Here is a 17,092-nt window from a genome sequence, read left to right on the forward strand (position 1 = left end):
GACGGAAAACCGCTACACACTTTTCCTGGAATTTCTCTCTACTCCGCCGGCTCTACATTGGTGTAGGCGGCTTCCTCGAGCTCGCGCTTCAGCCGCGCTTCCTCATGCGTCTTCGGCGTGACGAAGCGGCCAAGCAGGAGATAGGCGACGGGCGTCAGGAACAGTGTCGAGACTGTGGCCAGCCCCAGTCCGCCGACGATGACCCAGCCAAGTGCCACGCGCGCCTCGGCACCGGCGCCGCTCGCCAGAACCAGCGGCAAGCCGCCGAGCACGGTGCAGATCATCGTCATCATCACCGGCCGCACGCGGATGATCGAGGCCTGCTCGATCGCCTCGCGCACGCCAAGCCCGCGGTCGCGCAACTGGTTGGCGAATTCGACGATCAGAATGCCGTTCTTGGCCATGACGCCGACCAGCAGCACCAGGCCGATCTGGCTGTAGGCGTTGAGGCTGGTGCCGCTGAGAAGCAGCGCGAAGATCGCGCAGGCGAGACCGAGCGGCACCGTCGCCATGATGATGACGGCGCTGACGAAGCTCTCGAACTGGGCGGCCAGCACCAAAAGGATGATAACCAGGGCGAAGCCGAAGATGGTGACCATGGCGCTGTTGGTCTCGCCCAGCGTCGCGGCCTCGGCCAGCGGCAGGATGCGGCTGCCTGGCGGCAGCAGCGGCGTGGCGATCTCCTCGGCTCGGGTGAGCGCATCGCCGAGCGCGAAGTCGCCGCTGAGGTTGGAGGTGATGGCCACCGACGGCTGCTGCTGTTCGCGCGACAGCGATGGCGGCACGGCACGCTCGGTCAGCGTGGCGATGGTCGACATCGGCACGAAGCGTCCGTCGGCCGTTTTCAGGAAGATGTTTTCCAGATCCGTCGGATCGTTGATCGGATTGGTGGTCGAGACCAGCTTCACCCCATAGCTGCGGTCGGCGATGTAGACGTCGACGACATCGTTGCCGTCGAGCATGGCCTGCAGGGTGTTGGCCAGCCCGGTAATGTCGATGCCGAGGTCGGAGGCGCGCTCGCGGTCGATGGCCACCGCCAGCTGCGGCTGCGTCGAGTCGATCGACAGGCGCGGGGTCTGGAAGCGCGGGTCCTTCTGCATCTCGGCGATGATCTTCACGGCTGCGTCGCCAAGCGCCTTGCGGTCATTGCCGACCAGCGCGAACTGCAGGCCGTTGCCGGCGCCACGGATGCCGAGGCTGTTGGGCTGCACCGGGAAGATGCGCACGCTCGGCACCTGCCTGGTCAGCCGGCTGATCTCGGCCATGATCTCCTGCTGGCTGCGGCTGCGCTCATTCCATGGTGCCAGCGTCATCACCATGAAGCCGGAGTTGTAGGAGCCGTTCTGGCCGGCATTCTCGAAAGTGCTGCGGATCTCGCCGGAATCGCGCATCGGCTGGATCAGTTTCTCGATCTTCTGCATCTGCTGGGTGGTGTAGTCGAGGCTGACACCTTGTAGGGCGCTGATGCGCAACAGCACGGCGGCGCGGTCCTCGGTCGGCGTCAGTTCCTGGCGGATGGTGCCGAACAGCGTGAAGGCGGTGCCGGCAAACAGCACCGCGACCAGAAGCACGATCCATGGCGCGTCGAGGCAGGCGTGCAGGCCGCGCCTGTAGGCCGTATTGAGCGCGCCACCGACGCGGGCGCCGATGCCATCACCGCCTTCGTGGTGGAGGGATGCGCTGGTCAGCATGCGCGAAGCGAGCATCGGACACAGTGTGAGTGCCACCACGCAGGACAAAAGCACCGACATGGCAAGCACGAAGCCGAATTCGCGGAACAGGCCGCCGGTCTGGCCGGGCAGGAACGAGATCGGCACGAAGACGGCGACGAGCGTCAAGGTGGTGGCAATGACGGCGAAAAACACTTCCTGCGCGCCGAGCACGGCGGCCGCGCGCGGTCCCATGCCTTCGTTGCGTCGTCGCACGATGTTTTCGAGCACGACGATGGCGTCGTCGACGACCAGCCCTGTCGCCAGCACCAGAGCGAGCAGCGTCAGGATGTTGACCGAGAAGCCGGCCAGATAGATGGCGGCGATGGTGCCGATCATGGCGACCGGCATCGACAGGCCGGGGATCAGCGTTGCGCGCCAGTCGAGCAGAAACACATAGATGACGATCAGCACCATGGTCACCGACAGGCCGAGCGCGATCTCGACTTCGTGCACCGCGCCCTTGACGAAGACCGCATCGTCGCTGGTGATCTTGATCGACATGCCCTTGGGCAGGTTTTCCTGCAGCTTGGCGACGGCGGCCTGGACGCCGGTCGAGATGTCCAGCGTGTTCGATTCCGCCTGGCGGATGATGCCGATGCCAATGCCGGTCTTGCCATCCGAACGCAGCGTGGTCTGGCCGACATCGGGGCCGAGCGTGACGGTGGCGACGTCGCGGATGCGCGTCGTGCCGCCGACGATGATGTTTTCGAACTCTTCCGGCGTGGTGACGTCGGCGGTGGTGCGGACGATCAGATCCTGGTTGGTCGTGGTGATCGAACCAGCCGGTGAATCGAAGGCGACAGAGGCAAGCGCCGCCCTGAGGTCGGCAACGGTGAAGCCGAGGCTGGCCAGCTTGTTCTGGTCGACGTCGATGCGGAAGATCTTGTCGCGGTCGCCATACACCTGGACGTCGGCAACGCCGGGCACGGCGGCCAGCTCGTCCTCGATCTGATCCTGGACCACCACGGTCATGTCCTGGATCGACATGTTGTCCGAGGTCACCGCCAGTCGCATCACCGCATCGGAATTGGCATCGGCCTTGACGATGCGCGGCGGATCGGCGGTGTCCGGCATCTGGTTGGCGACGCGGCCGACGGCATCACGCACGTCCGAGGCGGCGACATTGAGGTCGACACCATCGTTGAACTCGATGGTGACGCGGCTCGAACCGAATGAGGAAGAAGACGAGATCGACTTGACGCCGGAGACCCGGGCGACAGCGCCCTCGATCGTGTCGGTCAGTTCGCGGTCGACGGTTTCGGCAGCCGCCCCTTCGAAGGCGGTGGAAACAGTGACGACCGCACGATCGACGTCAGGCAGTTCGCGGATTTCGACGCCGTAGAAGGCGGCGAGGCCGGCGACGGCAATGAGGGTATTCAGCACGAAGGCCATGACCGGCCTGCGGATGAACAGTGCGGTGAAGCCGGTATCGCTGGCGGCGTTGATGGTTCCGGTCATGAGCCTTCGGCTGCGTCCGCGGCGCGCTGCTCTTCACCGGCAAGGCGGACCGCGCCGCCCTCGCTGACGCTCTGGGTGCCTTCGGTGACCACCATGTCGCCGCTGTCGATCTCGGCGTCGATCAGCACGGTCTCGGTGTTGCGCTGGATGATGCGCACCGGGACCCGCCTGGCCTTGCCGTCCTCGATCTGCCAGACATAGGCGCCGTCCGACCCCCAGAGGATCGCCAGCGGGCTGACGGCCGGATAGGTCTGCCCCGGGAATTTCATGGTGATGCCGAACGACATGCCGGCGCGCAGGGAATCGGCCGGATTGGCGATCTTGGCCTTGACCAGAAGGGTGCGGCTCTTTTCGTCGATGTGATTGTCGATGGCCGAAACCGTGCCGGTATAGGCATTGCTGGGATTGGCGATCGGCGTCGCCGTCAATTGCGCACCGACCTTGACGGCAGCGGCGAAACGCTCCGGCACCAGGAAATCGACCAGAATGCTGGAGCGATCGTCAAGCGTGGCGATCGCCGACTGGTTGGTGACATAGTTGCCGGCGGAGATCGGCAGGATGCCGACGGTGCCGGCGATCGGCGCCAGAATCGATCGGCGCTGCAGCGCAAGCTCCGCATCCTGAAGTGCCAGCTTGGCGCCCGCCAACACCACTTCTGCATCGGCCACGGCGACCGGTGTCGCGGCGTTGGAGGCACGCAGCGACTTGACGCGGTCGAGCTTGGATTGCGCATCCTGCAAGGCGAGCTTGGCCCGGTCCTGGGAGATCACTTCGGTCTCGGAATCGAGGGTCGCGAGGATCTGTCCCTTGTCGACATGGCCGCCGGATTCGACCAGCAGTTCGGCGAGGCGGCCGGAACTGTAGGGATTGACGGTCACCGAAGCGTTGGCACGGCCGGTGCCGATCGCCTGCAGGCGGTCGTTGACAACAGCCGAAGTGGCCGCCAGGGCGACCACGTTCACCCGCTGGTTGCCGCCGCTGCGGCCGTTTGCCTGCTTCGCGTTGGCCCCACCGATTTCAGCAGGGGGCGCTGCCGCATAAACCCAGTCTATTCCCCAGCGTGCCAGCACATCCGGCGCGCCCGGATAAAAGCGCAGCCAGGCGGCTGCCGCCACAACCAGCACCACAAGCGCGACAAGTATCTGTTTCCAGGCGGCCATCGGCACTCCGGTTGGTAAAACAATCCTTCCGTCTACCGGTTTCCCGAAATGAAGCAGACGCAGCGAGGCTATTGTAAGGCAAAGAAGCCACCTCGATATCGCGTCTTTATGACAACTCTCCAGGGGCCGCGCACATTAAATATATGTAACATTTGAGAAAATATGCGTAACGTTTGGGATCGTCGCTACATGCACTAACGCAGACTTTCCATCTCGCGGATGCGTTTAGCGCCCTCTGCTTCCAGCTGGCGAGTAACGGCGCCGATCAGCGTTTCGGCGACGACGAACAAGGCAGCCGAAGAGTCCCATGCCGACGGCACCGCGGTTCGCCCGGCGATGACATGGCGAGCAAACCGGGCGATCGGCGACAGCCACTGGTCGGTGAACAGGACGATCTGCACGCCGCGCTGATGCGCCTTCTCGGCGAAGCGGACGAGGCTGTCCTGGTAGCGCCTGATGTCGAAGATCACCAGCACATCGCGTTTGCCCATGTCGATCAGCCGGTCGCGCCACATGCTTTCCTGGCCGGCGAGGTGAAAGACATCGGGCTGGATGACGGCGAGGTGGGCGGCCATGTAGCGCGCCAGCGGATCGGTGAAGCGGCCGCCGATCAGGAAGGTCTTGCCGCGCCGGTCGGCGAGCCGGGCGGCAATGTCGGCAAGCTGCTTGTCGGACAGGTGCCTGAACGTCTCGCGCATATTGTCGAGCGTTGCTTCCAGCATCGGCGACACCGTGCCGCCGCCGGGCGAGGGCGGGTTGAGCGTCCTTGTCGCCGGCGATTGCAATTGCGCCGCCAGTTCGTCCTGCAGGCTCGACTGGAATTCCGGATAGTTCTGGAAGCCGAGCCGGGCAACGAAACGCAGGATCGTCGGCGAGGAAACGCCGGCCGCGGCCGAGAATTCGGCCACCGTCTTCAGGCCGATCATTGGATAGGAAGCGATCAGCGTCTGGGCCGCGCGCCGTTCGCTGGCCGGCATCGTGCCGATGCGGTCGGCGATCAGTTCGGCAATGTTGGAAATCATCTTTTCCCCACCCTGGCTCGGTCGATGGTCTTTTCCGAAATCGCATTTGACAAAGCCGGACAAACTGTATGAAATCATCCACAGGGACGCAATGAGGCAAAATACGTAACATACGATACAGCGCTCCCCGGGGACGGCAGACTATGGAGAAAGCACGGCCCGCCAGCCTTGCATCGTCTGATACCGTGAGGGTGACGAACCCCGGCGGATCGAGCCCTTTCGTGCTGACCTGCGATCACGCCTCGAACTTCCTGCCCGCCGAATTCGGCACGCTCGGCCTTGCCGCCGAGGATCTGTCCCGTCACATCGCCTGGGATCCAGGCGCGCTGCCGGTTGCCCGCCGCATGGCGCAGGCGCTCGACGCGACGCTGGTCGAAACCCGCATTTCGCGTCTCGTCGTCGACTGCAACCGGCCGCTCGACGCGCCCGACCTGGTACCGCCGGTCAGTGAGACAACGGCCATACCGGGCAATACCGGCCTGTCGGAAAAGCAGCGCGCGGCCCGTGTCGCCCTGTCGTGGCAGCCGTTTCATGCCGCCATCGAGCATGTTGTCGACGACAGGCTGGCGCGTGGACAGGCGACCCGCCTGGTTTCGGTGCATTCCTTCACGCCGGTCTACAAGGGCCGCAACCGGCCCTGGCATATCGGCATCATCCATGACGAGGATCGCCGATTGGCGGCACCGCTGATATCGGCGCTGAAGCGGCTTGCCGGCGTCACCGTCGGCGTCAACGAGCCCTATTCGCCGGCCGATCGCGTCTATTTCACGCTGGAACGGCATGCGCGCTCGCGCGGCTTGCCCTGCGCGATGATCGAAATCCGCAACGATGAAATCTCCGGCGAGACCGGGCAGCGGAAATGGGCGGATCTGCTCACGGGCATTTTTTCGGATCTGGAGCCAGAGGAGGCCGGACACACCAGATCGCATTCAGTCGGAAAGTCAGTTCAATCGGCCAGCTAAGAACCAACAGGGGACACCAAAATGGCAGCACCGGGTTATACTGAAGTTGACAAGAAGGAGGACCTCAAGGTTCTCCACGGAATGGGCTATGCCCAGGAACTGTCGAGAAGCATGAGCCGCTTCTCGAATTTCGCGATCTCGTTCTCGATCATCTGCATCCTGTCGGGCGGCATCAATTCCTTCGCGCAGGCGACGTCGTCGATCGGTGGCGCGGGCGCGGGCATCGGCTGGATCGTCGGCTGCTGCGTATCGGGCTTCTTCGCCCTTGCCATGGCGCAGATCGCCTCGGCATTTCCGACTGCCGGCGGCCTCTATCATTGGTCGTCGATCCTCGGCAACCGCTTCACCGGCTGGCTGACGGCCTGGCTCAACCTGTTTGGCCTGATCACTGTGCTCGGCGCGATCAATATCGGCACCGCCTTCTTCTTTGTCGGAACGTTCGGCAGCTGGTTTGGCATCACCGGCACTCCTGGTGAGATCGTCGGGTTCGTCGCCTTCATCACCGTGCTGCAGGCGCTGTTCAACCATTTCGGTATCAAGCTGACGGCTATGCTGACGGACGCTTCCGGCTTCCTGATTCTCGGAGCAACGGCGGTCCTGATCGTGGCTTGCCTGGTGTTTGCGCCGGCGATCGACATCACGCGGCTTTGGACCTTCACCAACTACTCGGGTGATGCTGGTGGCGGTGTTTTCCCGCAGACCGATTCCATGAGCTACCTGTTCCTGCTCTGCCTGCTCCTGCCCGTCTATACCATCACCGGCTATGACGCGTCGGCGCACACGTCGGAAGAAACGGTGAAGGCAGCGCACTCGGTTCCGCGGGCGATCGTTTCGTCCGTGCTTTGGTCCTCGCTCATCGGTTGGGTCATGTTGTGCGCGATTGTTCTGGCCATTCCGGATCTGGCGGCCGGCGCCAAGCAGGGCTGGAGCGTGTTCTTTTTGACCATGGACGCGATCCTGCCGGCTTGGCTGAAGGAACTGCTTTATCTGGCAATCCTGATCTCGCAATTCCTCTGCGGCTTGGCCACCGTGACGTCGGCCTCGCGCATGCTGTTTGCCTTCTCTCGCGACGGCGGCATGCCCGTTGGCTCGGCGGCTCTCGCGAGGGTCAATCCGACCTGGCGCACGCCGGTCAACGCTATCTGGACCGCTGCGATCCTTGAGATCATCTATGTCTTTCTTGCCCAGTTCATCTCGATCGGCGGCACCAACATCTACACTATCGTCGTCAATTCGACGCTGGTGTTCCTGTTCCTGTCGTTCACCATTCCGATCGTGCTCGGCATGCTGGCTTTCGGAACGGCGAAATGGCCGAATCCGGGACCGTGGAATCTCGGCGCCGGGCTGTTCAAGCTGTTTTGCGCGCTGTCAGTTGTCGGCATGGTGATCATCTTCTACATCGCCATCCAGCCGCCGAACGACAAGGTGCTTTACATCACCATAGGCTTCATCGTGCTGACCGCCGTGCTTTGGTTCGGTTTCGAGAACCGTCGCTTCCAGGGTCCGCCGATCGGCGACCAGATTGCCAAGCGCCAGGCCGCAATCGCGGCCGCCGAGGTGGCCATAGGCGAGACCGGCCACTGACGCTCCCTACCATGGCCATGGCCGGCATGTTGCCGGCCATGGTTTCGTTTACCCTCAATCGCCCAGCGCTGGAGTGCCAAAGGAATGGCCGGAAATTTCTCGTTCGATCAGTTGAAGAAAGCGGTCTCCAGCGGCGAGATCGACACGGTGCTGGCCTGCATCGTCGACATGCAGGGCCGGCTGGCGGGAAAGCGCTTCCTGGCGCAATACTTCGTCGATTCCGCGCATGACGAAACGCATGGCTGCAACTATCTGCTGGCCGCCGACATCGATATGGAGCCGGTGCCCGGCTACAAGGCGGCGAGCTGGTCGAAGGGCTATGGCGATTTCGTCATGAAGCCGGATCTCGCCACGCTGCGGCGTATTCCCTGGCTGGAAAAAACCGCACTCGTGATCTGCGACGTGCTCGACCACCACACCCATGACGACCTGCCGCACTCACCGCGTGCCATCCTCAAGAAGCAGGTCAAGCGGCTGACGGAGCGCGGCTATATCGGCTATTTCGCTTCCGAGCTCGAATTCTATCTGTTCAACGAGACCTACGATTCCGCCCGCAAGAAGCACTGGCAGGGTCTCGACACCGCATCGCCCTATATCGGCGACTACCAGATCGGCATCACCACCAAGGAAGAGGGCGTCATGCGCCGGCTTCGCAACGAGATGGAAGCGGCCGGCATCCCGATCGAGAATTCCAAGGGCGAGTGGGGTCCGGGCCAGGAAGAGATCAATGTGCGCTATGCCGAGGCGCTCGACATGGCCGACCGCCACGTCATCCTGAAGAACGGCGCCAAGGAAATCGCCGAGTCCGAGGGCAAGGCGATTTCGTTCATGTCCAAGTACAATTACGGGTTCGCCGGCAATTCCAGCCACATCCACAATTCGCTGTGGAGCGCCGACGGCAAGACGCCGCTGTTCTTCGACAAAAAGGCGGACTGGACGCTGTCGACGCTCGGCCAGCAATGGGCTGCCGGGCAGTTGAAATACGCCAAGGAATTCACCTGGTTCCTGGCGCCCTACATCAACTCCTACAAGCGCTTCCAGGCCGGCACCTTTGCGCCGACCAAGATCATGTGGAGCGAGGACAACCGCACCGCCGGCTTCCGCCTGTGCGGCGAGGGCACCAAGGGCATCCGCATGGAATGCCGCATCGGCGGCGCCGACTTGAACCCGTATCTTGCTTTCGCAGCGCTGATCGCCGCCGGCCTTGCCGGCATCGACGAGAAGCTGGAATTGCAGAAGCCGTTTGTCGGCGATGCCTATCAGGCATCGCGCCTGCCGGAGATCCCGAAGACGCTGCGCGATGCCACCGAGACGCTGGCGAAGTCGAAGATGCTCAAGCAGGCGCTCGGCGAGGACGTGCTCGAACACTATGTCCACACCGCAAAGTGGGAGCAGTTCGAATACGACCGCCGCATCACGGATTGGGAACTGCATAGAGGGTTCGAGCGGTATTAAAGCTTACCTTCCTCCTTGTGGCGGGGGTCGTTCCGCGAAGCGGATCGGGGTTGGGAGGTGAGAAGCTCCAGCGCCTTACCCCCCACCCCGAAGAGCAAACGACGCTTCGCGACGTTTTCTCTCCGACCCTCCCCACAAGGGGGAGGGTAAAGTGCCGTGAATTTCGGCCTGCTCGAAATGAGGGCCGACAAGCGAAAAAAGATTGGCGTCGAGCCGAGAAACTAGCAGACAAAGGACTTAAAAAATGACCGAAACGGTCAAACTCATATCCCCCATCGATGGCTCGATCTATGCCGAGCGGCCGATCGCAACAGATCAGGCGATCAATGCCGCGGTCGAGCGTGCCAAGGCGGCGCAAGAGAAGTGGGCTGAGACGCCTGTCGTCGAGCGCGGCAAGTACATGTTGGCCATGCTGGAAGCGTTGGTCGCGATGACCGACGAGATCGTGCCGGAGATAGCCTGGCAGATGGGGCGTCCGGTGCGCTATGGCGGCGAGTTCGGCGGCGTCAAGGAACGCACCACCTACATGGTCGAGATCGCCGAGCAGGCGCTCAAGGCGGTGCCGGCCTCCAATCCGAAGGACGGCTTCCGTCGTTACGTGAAGAAGGACCCGCTCGGCGTCGTCATGGTGATCGCGCCGTGGAATTATCCCTATCTCACCGCCGTCAACACCATCGTGCCAGCGCTGATGGCCGGCAACACCGTCATCCTCAAGCATGCGGCGCAGACGCTGCTGGTCGGCGAGCGCTTTCAGCAGGCTTTCGACAGAGTGGGCCTGCCCAAGGGCGTGTTCCAGAATGTCGTGCTGAACCACGCCCAGACCGAAAAACTGCTCGGCTCGGGCAAGATCGACCATGTCAACTTCACCGGTTCGGTCGGCGGCGGCCGCGCCATCGAAAAGGCGGCGGCGGGCACCTTCATGACGCTCGGCCTCGAGCTTGGCGGCAAGGATCCGGCCTATGTGCTGCCCGACGCCAAGATGGATCATGCCGTCGCCAATCTGGTCGACGGCGCCTTCTACAATTCCGGCCAGTGCTGCTGCGGTATCGAACGTGTCTACGTGCACGAAAAGGTCTATGACGAATTCGTCGAGGGCTTCATCGCCGAGACCAAGAACTACGTCGTCGGCAATCCGCTGGACCAGGCAACGACGATGGGGCCGATGGCGCAGGCGCGTTTCGCCGACCTGATCCGCGAACAGAAGGCCGAGGCACTGCGCAAGGGTGCCAAGGCGCACATCAACATGAAGGTGGCTAACGACAAGGCCGGTTCGCCCTATCTGGCACCGGAAGTGCTGACCAATGTCGATCATCAGATGAGCGTCATGCGCGAGGAAAGCTTTGGCCCGATCGTCGGCATCATGAAGGTGCGCAACGACGAAGAGGCGATCGCTCTGATGAACGACAGCCCCTACGGACTGACCGCTTCGATCTGGACGCGCGATACCGAGCATGCGGTGGCGATCGGCAACCGCGTCGAGACCGGCACGGTGTTCATGAACCGCTGCGACTACCTCGACCCGGCCTTGGTCTGGACCGGTGTCAAGGACACCGGCAAGGGCGCGGGCTTGTCGGCCATCGGCTACGACAATCTGACCAGGCCGAAATCATTCCATCTGCGCGAAGCCATCTGATTTATTGAAAGACAAAAATGTCCAAGCTGATCTCCAAATGGAACTACCCCACCACCGTCCGCTTCGGCGCCGGGCGCATCAAGGAATTGCCTGAGGTGCTGGCGGCCACCGGCATCAAGAGGCCGCTGTTCGTCACCGATCCTGGCTTGGCGAAACTGCCGGTCGTCGCCTCGACACTGAAGATCCTCGACGACGCCAAGGTTCCCTACGGCGTCTTCTCCGAGGTCAGGCCGAACCCGGTCGAATCCAACCTCACCGCCGGCATCGCCGTGTTCAAGAAGGGCAAGCATGATGGCGTCATCGCCTTCGGAGGCGGCTCGGCGCTCGATCTCGGCAAGCTGATCGCCTTCCAGGCCGGGCAGACGCGGCCGGTGTGGGACTTCGAGGATGTCGACGATTGGTGGACGCGTGCCAATTCGGATGCCATCGCGCCGATCATTGCGGTGCCGACCACCGCCGGCACCGGATCGGAAGTCGGCCGCGCCGGCGTCATCACCAACGAGGCGACGCATACCAAGAAGGTCATCTTCCATCCCAAATTGTTGCCGGCCATCGTCATTGCGGATCCGGAACTGTCGGTCGGCATGCCCGGCTTCATCACCGCCGGCACCGGCATGGATGCGCTTGCCCACTGTCTCGAAGCCTATTGCGCGCCGGGCTATCATCCGATGGCCGACGGCATCGCTGTCGAAGGTGTGAGGCTGGTCTTCGAGAACCTGCCGAAGGCCTATGCCAACGGCAAGGACCTCGTCGCGCGCGCCCATATGATGAGCGCCGCCGCCATGGGCGCCACCGCCTTCCAGAAAGGGCTCGGCGCCATCCATTCGCTGTCGCATCCGGTCGGCGCGCTCTACGACACCCATCACGGCATGACCAATGCGGTGTTCATGCCTTATGTGCTGGCCTTCAACCGGGACTCCATCGAGGAGCGTATTGGCCGGCTCGCCGCCTATTGCGGCATCAAGGGCGGCTTCGACGGCTTCGCCAAGGCGATCATCAAGTTGCGCAAGGAATTGAAGGTGCCGCACACCCTGCCGGGCCTGATCAAGGGGCTCGACATGGACAAGAAGTGCAAGGCGCTGATCGCCGACATGGCGGTGGTCGATCCGACCGCTGGCGGCAACCCGGTCAAGCTGACCAAGAAGGCGGCGCTGACCTTGCTCGAAAACGCCATCGCCGGCACGATCTGAGGCGTTTTCCGCGCAGGGAATTGATCTGAAAAGGGGCTACAAAAACAAGGGGAGGGGCGACGGGCAAGGCACAAACTAGTTAGCCGGAAAAAGAATCGCGAGGCGATTGCTACATCAGGTTAAAAAGAGTTTACTTTTTCGCACTGCGAGCAGCCGGTTTCATAAAGCTTTCATCTGGCTGTCACATGAAAACGATACCGGATCGCAGGCGTCCAACGGCGTCAGTTCAACGGAGAGAACACATGTTCAAATTCACGGGGAAAGTGCTTTCCCTTTCGGCCGCGACCCTGATGGTGTCGTCGGTGATTTCGTCCGCGGCTTCGCTGGACGATCTCGTCAAGGCCGCGAAGGCAGAAGGCCAGCTCACAACCATCGCGCTGCCGCATGACTGGTGCGGCTACGGCGACGTCATCGCCGGCTTCAAGGCGAAGTATCCGGAAATCACCATCAACGAACTCAATCCCGATGCCGGTTCCGGCGACGAGGTCGAGGCGATCAAGGCCAACAAGGACAACAAGGGCCCGCAGGCGCCCGACGTCATCGACGTCGGCCTGTCCTTCGGCCCGTCCGCTAAGAAGGATGGTCTGATCCAGCCTTACAAGGTGTCGACCTGGGACTCGATCCCCGACAGCGCCAAGGATGCGGAAGGCTATTGGACTGGCGACTATTACGGCGTGCTGTCCTTCCAGGTGAACAAGGACATCGTCAAGGAAGCTCCGGCCGACTGGGCCGATCTTCTGAAGCCGGAATTCGCCAACACGGTCGCACTCGCCGGTGATCCGCGCGCTTCGAACCAGGCCATCCAGGGCGTTTATGCCGCCGGCCTGTCGTCGGGCGCCGCCGCTGGTGAAGCCGCCGGTACCGCTGGCCTCGACTTCTTCAAGAAGCTCAACGCCGCCGGCAATTTCGTGCCGGTCATCGGCAAGGCCGCGACGCTTGCCCAGGGCCAGACCCCGATCCTGATCACCTGGGACTACAACGCGCTCGCCGGCCGCGACACGCTGAAGGGCAACCCGCCCGTCGACGTCGTCGTGCCGAAGACCGGTGTCGTCGCCGGTGTCTACGTGCAGGCGATCAGCGCTTACGCGCCGCATCCGAACGCCGCCAAGCTCTGGCTGGAATACCTCTACTCGGACGAAGGCCAGGTCGCCTGGCTGAAGGGTTATTGCCACCCGATCCGCTTCAACGATCTCGCCAAGAACGGCAAGATCCCGGCTGACGTCCTGGCCAAGCTGCCGCCGGCTGAGTCCTATGCGGCTGCGGTGTTCCCGACGCTCGACGAGCAGGGCAAAGCCAAGGAAGCCATCACCAAGAACTGGGACGCCGTTGTCGGCGCCAACGTCAAGTAAGACTTGAAATCCACCGGGCGGCTTCACGGCCGCCCGGTCTTTCTCTCGAAGACGGTAGCCGGCGCATGACCGATATCTCAATGTCCGACCATGCTGTTACCGGGAAGACCGCGCCTCCCGCCGAGGCACGCAGCATGAGGCTGCCGACGCAGTGGCTTGGTGTCGCGCCTTTCTTCATCTTCGCCATCATGTTCCTGATCCTGCCGACGCTCTATCTGATGCTGGGCGCATTCCAGAATGATGCGGGTGAATTCACCTTCGAAAATATTGCCGCGCTGGCGCAGCCGTCGATCGTTGCCGCCTACTGGATTTCGATCAAGGTCAGCCTCGCCTCATCGCTGATCGGCGCCTTCGCGGGTCTCGCCATCGCCATCGCCATCGTGCGCGGCGGCCTGCCGGAGTGGATACGCTCGGCGACGCTGACCTTCTCCGGCGTTGCTTCCAATTTCGCCGGCGTGCCGCTGGCCTTCGCCTTTATCGCAACGCTCGGCCGGCTGGGCCTTGCCACGGTGATCCTGAACACCTTGTTCGGCCTCAACATCTACGCTCACGGCTTCAACATCCTTTCGTTCTGGGGGCTGACGCTGACCTATGTCTACTTCCAGATTCCGCTGATGGTGGTGATCATCGTGCCGGCAATCGATGGTCTGAAGAAGGAATGGGGCGAGGCCGCCGCAACGCTTGGTGCGACCATGGCGCAATACTGGCGCATGGTGGTCATCCCGGTGATCTGGCCGAGCTTCCTCGGCACCGTCATCCTCTTGTTCGCCAACGCCTTCGGCGCCATCGCCACCGCCTATGCGTTGACCGGCTCGTCGCTCAATATCGTGCCGATCCTGCTCTATGCGCAGATCCGCGGTGATGTGCTGCACAATGCCCATCTCGGCTATGCGATCGCCTTCGGCATGATCTTCATCACCGGCCTGGCCAATGTCTTCTACATCTGGTTCCGGACCCGTTCCGAGAGGTGGCTGAAATGAAGTCGGGAAAGTTCTGGGCCTGGGTCGTTTTCGCGCTTGGCGCGGCCTATTTCTTCATTCCGCTGATCGCGACCGTGGAGTTTTCCATGCGCATGCGGCGTGGCGAGTACTCCTTCGACGCCTACAAGGTCGTGCTCGGCGATGCCCGCTTCCAGGCGACGTTCGGCTATTCGGTGCTTGCCGCCGTCTTCACCATCATTCTCGGTGTGCTGATCGTGGTGCCGGCTGCCTACTGGATCCGGCTTCGCCTGCCGCAGTTGCGGCCGATCGTCGAGTTCATTACGCTGCTGCCGCTGGTCATCCCGGCCATCGTCATCGTCTTCGGCTACATCAGAATGTACGGGTCGAATTCGCCGCTGCCGTTCCTGGCGACCGACACAGGCACCAATGCCTTGCTGGTCATCGGCTATGCGACACTGGCGCTGCCCTATATGTATCGCGCCGTCGACACCGGGCTTCGCACCATCGACGTGCGTACCTTGACGGAAGCGGCACAGATCCTCGGGGCTGGTTGGGGGACGATCATCACCCGTGTCATCCTGCCCAATGTGCTGATCGCGGTGCTCTCGGGCGCCTTCCTCACCTTCGCCATTGTCATTGGCGAGTTCACCATGGCGAGCCTGCTCAACCGGCCTGCTTTCGGCCCGTATCTGCAGAATATTGGCGCCAACCGCGCCTATGAGCCGGCGGCACTTGCCATCATCGCCTTCGCCATCACCTGGGGCTGCATGTCGCTGATCCAGATCCTGTCCCGCTTCGCGCCGAGATCGGCGAACCGTCCGAACTGAAAGTCAAAGCCATGGCCGATCCGTTCCTCTCCATCCAGCACGTTCGAAAATCCTTCGGCGCCACCACGGTCGTGGAGGATTTCAATCTCGACGTCGAGCGCGGCGAATTCGTCTCCTTCCTCGGCCCGTCCGGTTGCGGCAAGACCACCGTGCTGCGCATGGTGGCGGGCTTCGAGGAGCCGAGCGCCGGCACGATCGTCGTCGGCGGCAAGGACATTACGAGGCTGAAGCCCAACCAGCGCAATGTCGGCATGGTGTTCCAGGCCTATGCGCTGTTTCCGAACCTGACCGTGGCGCAGAATATCGGCTTCGGCCTGAAGGTCGCAGGCATGCCCAGGGCGGACATCGATGCTCGTGTCGCCGAGATGCTTGGCATCATCAAGCTGCCGCAGATGGCGGATCGCTATCCCTACCAGCTCTCGGGCGGCCAGCAGCAGCGCATCGCGCTGGCCCGCGCCATCGCACCGAAGCCGAAGCTGCTGCTGCTCGACGAGCCGCTGTCGGCGCTCGACGCCAAGGTGCGCGTGTCGTTGCGCGAGGAAATCCGCTCGATCCAGAAGAAGCTCGGCATCACCACCATCTTCGTGACGCACGACCAGGAAGAAGCGCTGTCGATCTCGGACCGCATCGCAGTCATGTATGGCGGCAAGGCCGAGCAGGTCGGCACGCCGTTCGAGATCTACAACCGCCCGGCAACCAAGTTCGTCGCCAATTTCGTCGGCACGCTGAACGTGCTGGAAGGCACCGTCACCGATGCCGCTGCTGGCACGGTGCGGGTCAATTCCGAACAGGTCTCGCTGAAGGGCAAGCTCAACGGCTCGAAGTCCGGTGATACGTTGTCACTGGCGCTGCGGCCGGAGGCGATTTCGCTTGGCCGCCAGCCCGGCCGCGACTCCAGCCTTTCCGGCGAGATCTCCGAGGTGCACTTCCTCGGTTCGGTCATCCGGGTTCGCGTCGGCATCGGCGGCAACATGGTCTCGCTCGACACGTTCAACAGCCCGGCAACCCCGCCCCCCGCGGTCGGTGAAAAGGCCGAGATTTCGTTCTCGTCGGATGACATGCTGGTGCTGCACTAGGCAGCGACAGCGCTCGCTTAGGCGGGCGCGATGAACGGTTGTGAGACCGTTTGAAAGACCGGCAGTGCTTCCATCCGCTCAGAATGCGCGCTGAGCGCTGGGAAGTCCGTGAGCGAAACCAGCTCTGGATGCGCCTCGTCGATGAAGCGGAGCACCGCGGCAACCGCGATGTCGGCATGGCTGATGCGGTCGCCGAACCAATAGGGCGTCGACCTTCCCTGACGGTCAGCTTCAAGCGCGGCAAGGACGGTTGCGATTTGTGTGCGGCAGCGTCCGATCCAGAGATCCGAGACTTTCTCGTGCAAGCGCATCTCGTAAAACAGGCTGACCGCCTTGTCACCGAGCCCGGTGGCCAGGGCCGAGACCTTCAACGCCTGATGGCGGGCCGGTTCGGTCGTCGGAAACATCCGTTGGTCGGCCGGAACGAGGCTGTCCAGATAGTCGAGCATCAAATGGCTCTCGATCAGCACCTCGTCATTGTCGAGCACCAACGTCGGCACCCGTGTCAGCGGGTTGTAAGACCGGATCTTGTCGGCATCGCCGAAGGCCGACCAGGGATGATGTTCGTAGGATATCCCGTAGAGCGTCAGCGCGATGCCGACGCGGCGAACGAAGGGGGAGTCATATTGGCCGATGAGGATCATATCGGTCTTGTACGGCAGGAGCCTGTTTGAGGCGTACTGCCAGAGGGCTTGAGTTTGATGGCCAATCCGCCGCATCCTG

At 62.6% G+C, this 17,092-nt stretch carries 13 protein-coding genes; 9 read left to right on the forward strand and 4 right to left on the reverse strand.

Annotated elements, in window-relative coordinates:
* Positions 1 to 38: 38 nt before the first annotated feature.
* The 3 genes from FCU66_RS08620 to FCU66_RS08630 form a co-directional block, all read right to left on the reverse strand.
* Positions 39 to 3,170: an efflux RND transporter permease subunit gene (locus tag FCU66_RS08620; RefSeq protein WP_136616672.1), complete on the reverse strand. Its 3,132-nt coding sequence runs from the start codon at positions 3,168 to 3,170 to the stop codon at positions 39 to 41.
* Positions 3,167 to 4,330, reverse strand: a complete 1,164-nt coding sequence (locus FCU66_RS08625; RefSeq protein ID WP_136616673.1) for an efflux RND transporter periplasmic adaptor subunit — start codon at positions 4,328 to 4,330, stop codon at positions 3,167 to 3,169. Before FCU66_RS08625 ends, FCU66_RS08620 begins: the two co-directional genes overlap by 4 nt.
* Before the next feature lie 194 nt (positions 4,331 to 4,524).
* On the reverse strand, positions 4,525 to 5,352 hold the full coding sequence (locus tag FCU66_RS08630) for a MurR/RpiR family transcriptional regulator (protein ID WP_128303149.1): 828 nt from the start codon (positions 5,350 to 5,352) through the stop codon (positions 4,525 to 4,527).
* A 143-nt stretch (positions 5,353 to 5,495) separates the two neighbouring features.
* Between FCU66_RS08630 and FCU66_RS08635 the strand changes: the two genes are divergently transcribed.
* The 9 genes from FCU66_RS08635 (at position 5,496) to FCU66_RS08675 (ending at position 16,369) form a co-directional block, all read left to right on the forward strand.
* Positions 5,496 to 6,314: an N-formylglutamate amidohydrolase gene (locus FCU66_RS08635; protein WP_136616674.1), complete on the forward strand. Its 819-nt coding sequence runs from the start codon at positions 5,496 to 5,498 to the stop codon at positions 6,312 to 6,314.
* A 21-nt stretch (positions 6,315 to 6,335) separates the two neighbouring features.
* On the forward strand, positions 6,336 to 7,898 hold the full coding sequence (locus FCU66_RS08640; RefSeq protein WP_136616675.1) for an amino acid permease: 1,563 nt from the start codon (positions 6,336 to 6,338) through the stop codon (positions 7,896 to 7,898).
* A gap of 84 nt (positions 7,899 to 7,982) precedes the next feature.
* On the forward strand, positions 7,983 to 9,353 hold the full coding sequence (locus FCU66_RS08645) for a glutamine synthetase family protein (RefSeq protein WP_136616676.1): 1,371 nt from the start codon (positions 7,983 to 7,985) through the stop codon (positions 9,351 to 9,353).
* A gap of 244 nt (positions 9,354 to 9,597) precedes the next feature.
* Complete coding sequence (locus FCU66_RS08650; RefSeq protein WP_136616677.1) at positions 9,598 to 10,986, forward strand: aldehyde dehydrogenase family protein; 1,389 nt, start codon at positions 9,598 to 9,600, stop codon at positions 10,984 to 10,986.
* Between the two features lie 17 nt (positions 10,987 to 11,003).
* Positions 11,004 to 12,176 carry an iron-containing alcohol dehydrogenase gene (locus FCU66_RS08655; RefSeq protein ID WP_136616678.1) on the forward strand — a complete coding sequence of 391 codons (1,173 nt, stop codon included), beginning with the start codon at positions 11,004 to 11,006 and terminating at the stop codon, positions 12,174 to 12,176.
* 242 nt (positions 12,177 to 12,418) lie between these two features.
* Positions 12,419 to 13,525 (forward strand): ABC transporter substrate-binding protein, encoded by a 1,107-nt coding sequence (locus tag FCU66_RS08660; protein WP_136616679.1) that lies wholly within the window; start codon positions 12,419 to 12,421, stop codon positions 13,523 to 13,525.
* Positions 13,526 to 13,590: 65 nt separating this feature from the next.
* Positions 13,591 to 14,505, forward strand: coding sequence for an ABC transporter permease (locus FCU66_RS08665; protein WP_136616680.1), 915 nt, complete (start codon positions 13,591 to 13,593; stop codon positions 14,503 to 14,505).
* A complete protein-coding gene (locus tag FCU66_RS08670; RefSeq protein WP_136616681.1) occupies positions 14,502 to 15,293 on the forward strand; it encodes an ABC transporter permease in 792 nt (263 codons plus the stop codon). Before FCU66_RS08665 ends, FCU66_RS08670 begins: the two co-directional genes overlap by 4 nt.
* Before the next feature lie 11 nt (positions 15,294 to 15,304).
* Positions 15,305 to 16,369 carry an ABC transporter ATP-binding protein gene (locus tag FCU66_RS08675; RefSeq protein WP_136616682.1) on the forward strand — a complete coding sequence of 355 codons (1,065 nt, stop codon included), beginning with the start codon at positions 15,305 to 15,307 and terminating at the stop codon, positions 16,367 to 16,369.
* A gap of 17 nt (positions 16,370 to 16,386) precedes the next feature.
* Here FCU66_RS08675 and FCU66_RS08680 read toward each other — a convergent pair whose 3' ends face one another.
* The gene (locus tag FCU66_RS08680; RefSeq protein WP_136616683.1) at positions 16,387 to 17,013 is read right to left on the reverse strand and encodes a glutathione S-transferase family protein; all 627 of its coding nucleotides are present in this window, start codon (positions 17,011 to 17,013) and stop codon (positions 16,387 to 16,389) included.
* Positions 17,014 to 17,092: the final 79 nt, after the last annotated feature.

Origin of the sequence: Mesorhizobium norvegicum (assembly GCF_004919685.1) — a bacterium.
In the GTDB taxonomy this organism is placed as follows: Bacteria; Pseudomonadota; Alphaproteobacteria; order Rhizobiales; family Rhizobiaceae; genus Mesorhizobium; species Mesorhizobium norvegicum.

Coding starts and splice junctions, on each gene's coding strand:
- FCU66_RS08625 (WP_136616673.1), bottom strand. CDS start 4,330: ATGGCCGCCTGGAAACAGATACTTGTCGCGCTTGTGGTGCTGGTTGTG.
- FCU66_RS08640 (WP_136616675.1), top strand. CDS start 6,336: ATGGCAGCACCGGGTTATACTGAAGTTGACAAGAAGGAGGACCTCAAG.
- FCU66_RS08655 (WP_136616678.1), top strand. CDS start 11,004: ATGTCCAAGCTGATCTCCAAATGGAACTACCCCACCACCGTCCGCTTC.
- FCU66_RS08680 (WP_136616683.1), bottom strand. CDS start 17,013: ATGATCCTCATCGGCCAATATGACTCCCCCTTCGTTCGCCGCGTCGGC.
- FCU66_RS08620 (WP_136616672.1), bottom strand. CDS start 3,170: ATGACCGGAACCATCAACGCCGCCAGCGATACCGGCTTCACCGCACTG.
- FCU66_RS08675 (WP_136616682.1), top strand. CDS start 15,305: ATGGCCGATCCGTTCCTCTCCATCCAGCACGTTCGAAAATCCTTCGGC.
- FCU66_RS08630 (WP_128303149.1), bottom strand. CDS start 5,352: ATGATTTCCAACATTGCCGAACTGATCGCCGACCGCATCGGCACGATG.
- FCU66_RS08650 (WP_136616677.1), top strand. CDS start 9,598: ATGACCGAAACGGTCAAACTCATATCCCCCATCGATGGCTCGATCTAT.
- FCU66_RS08645 (WP_136616676.1), top strand. CDS start 7,983: ATGGCCGGAAATTTCTCGTTCGATCAGTTGAAGAAAGCGGTCTCCAGC.
- FCU66_RS08665 (WP_136616680.1), top strand. CDS start 13,591: ATGACCGATATCTCAATGTCCGACCATGCTGTTACCGGGAAGACCGCG.
- FCU66_RS08660 (WP_136616679.1), top strand. CDS start 12,419: ATGTTCAAATTCACGGGGAAAGTGCTTTCCCTTTCGGCCGCGACCCTG.
- FCU66_RS08670 (WP_136616681.1), top strand. CDS start 14,502: ATGAAGTCGGGAAAGTTCTGGGCCTGGGTCGTTTTCGCGCTTGGCGCG.
- FCU66_RS08635 (WP_136616674.1), top strand. CDS start 5,496: ATGGAGAAAGCACGGCCCGCCAGCCTTGCATCGTCTGATACCGTGAGG.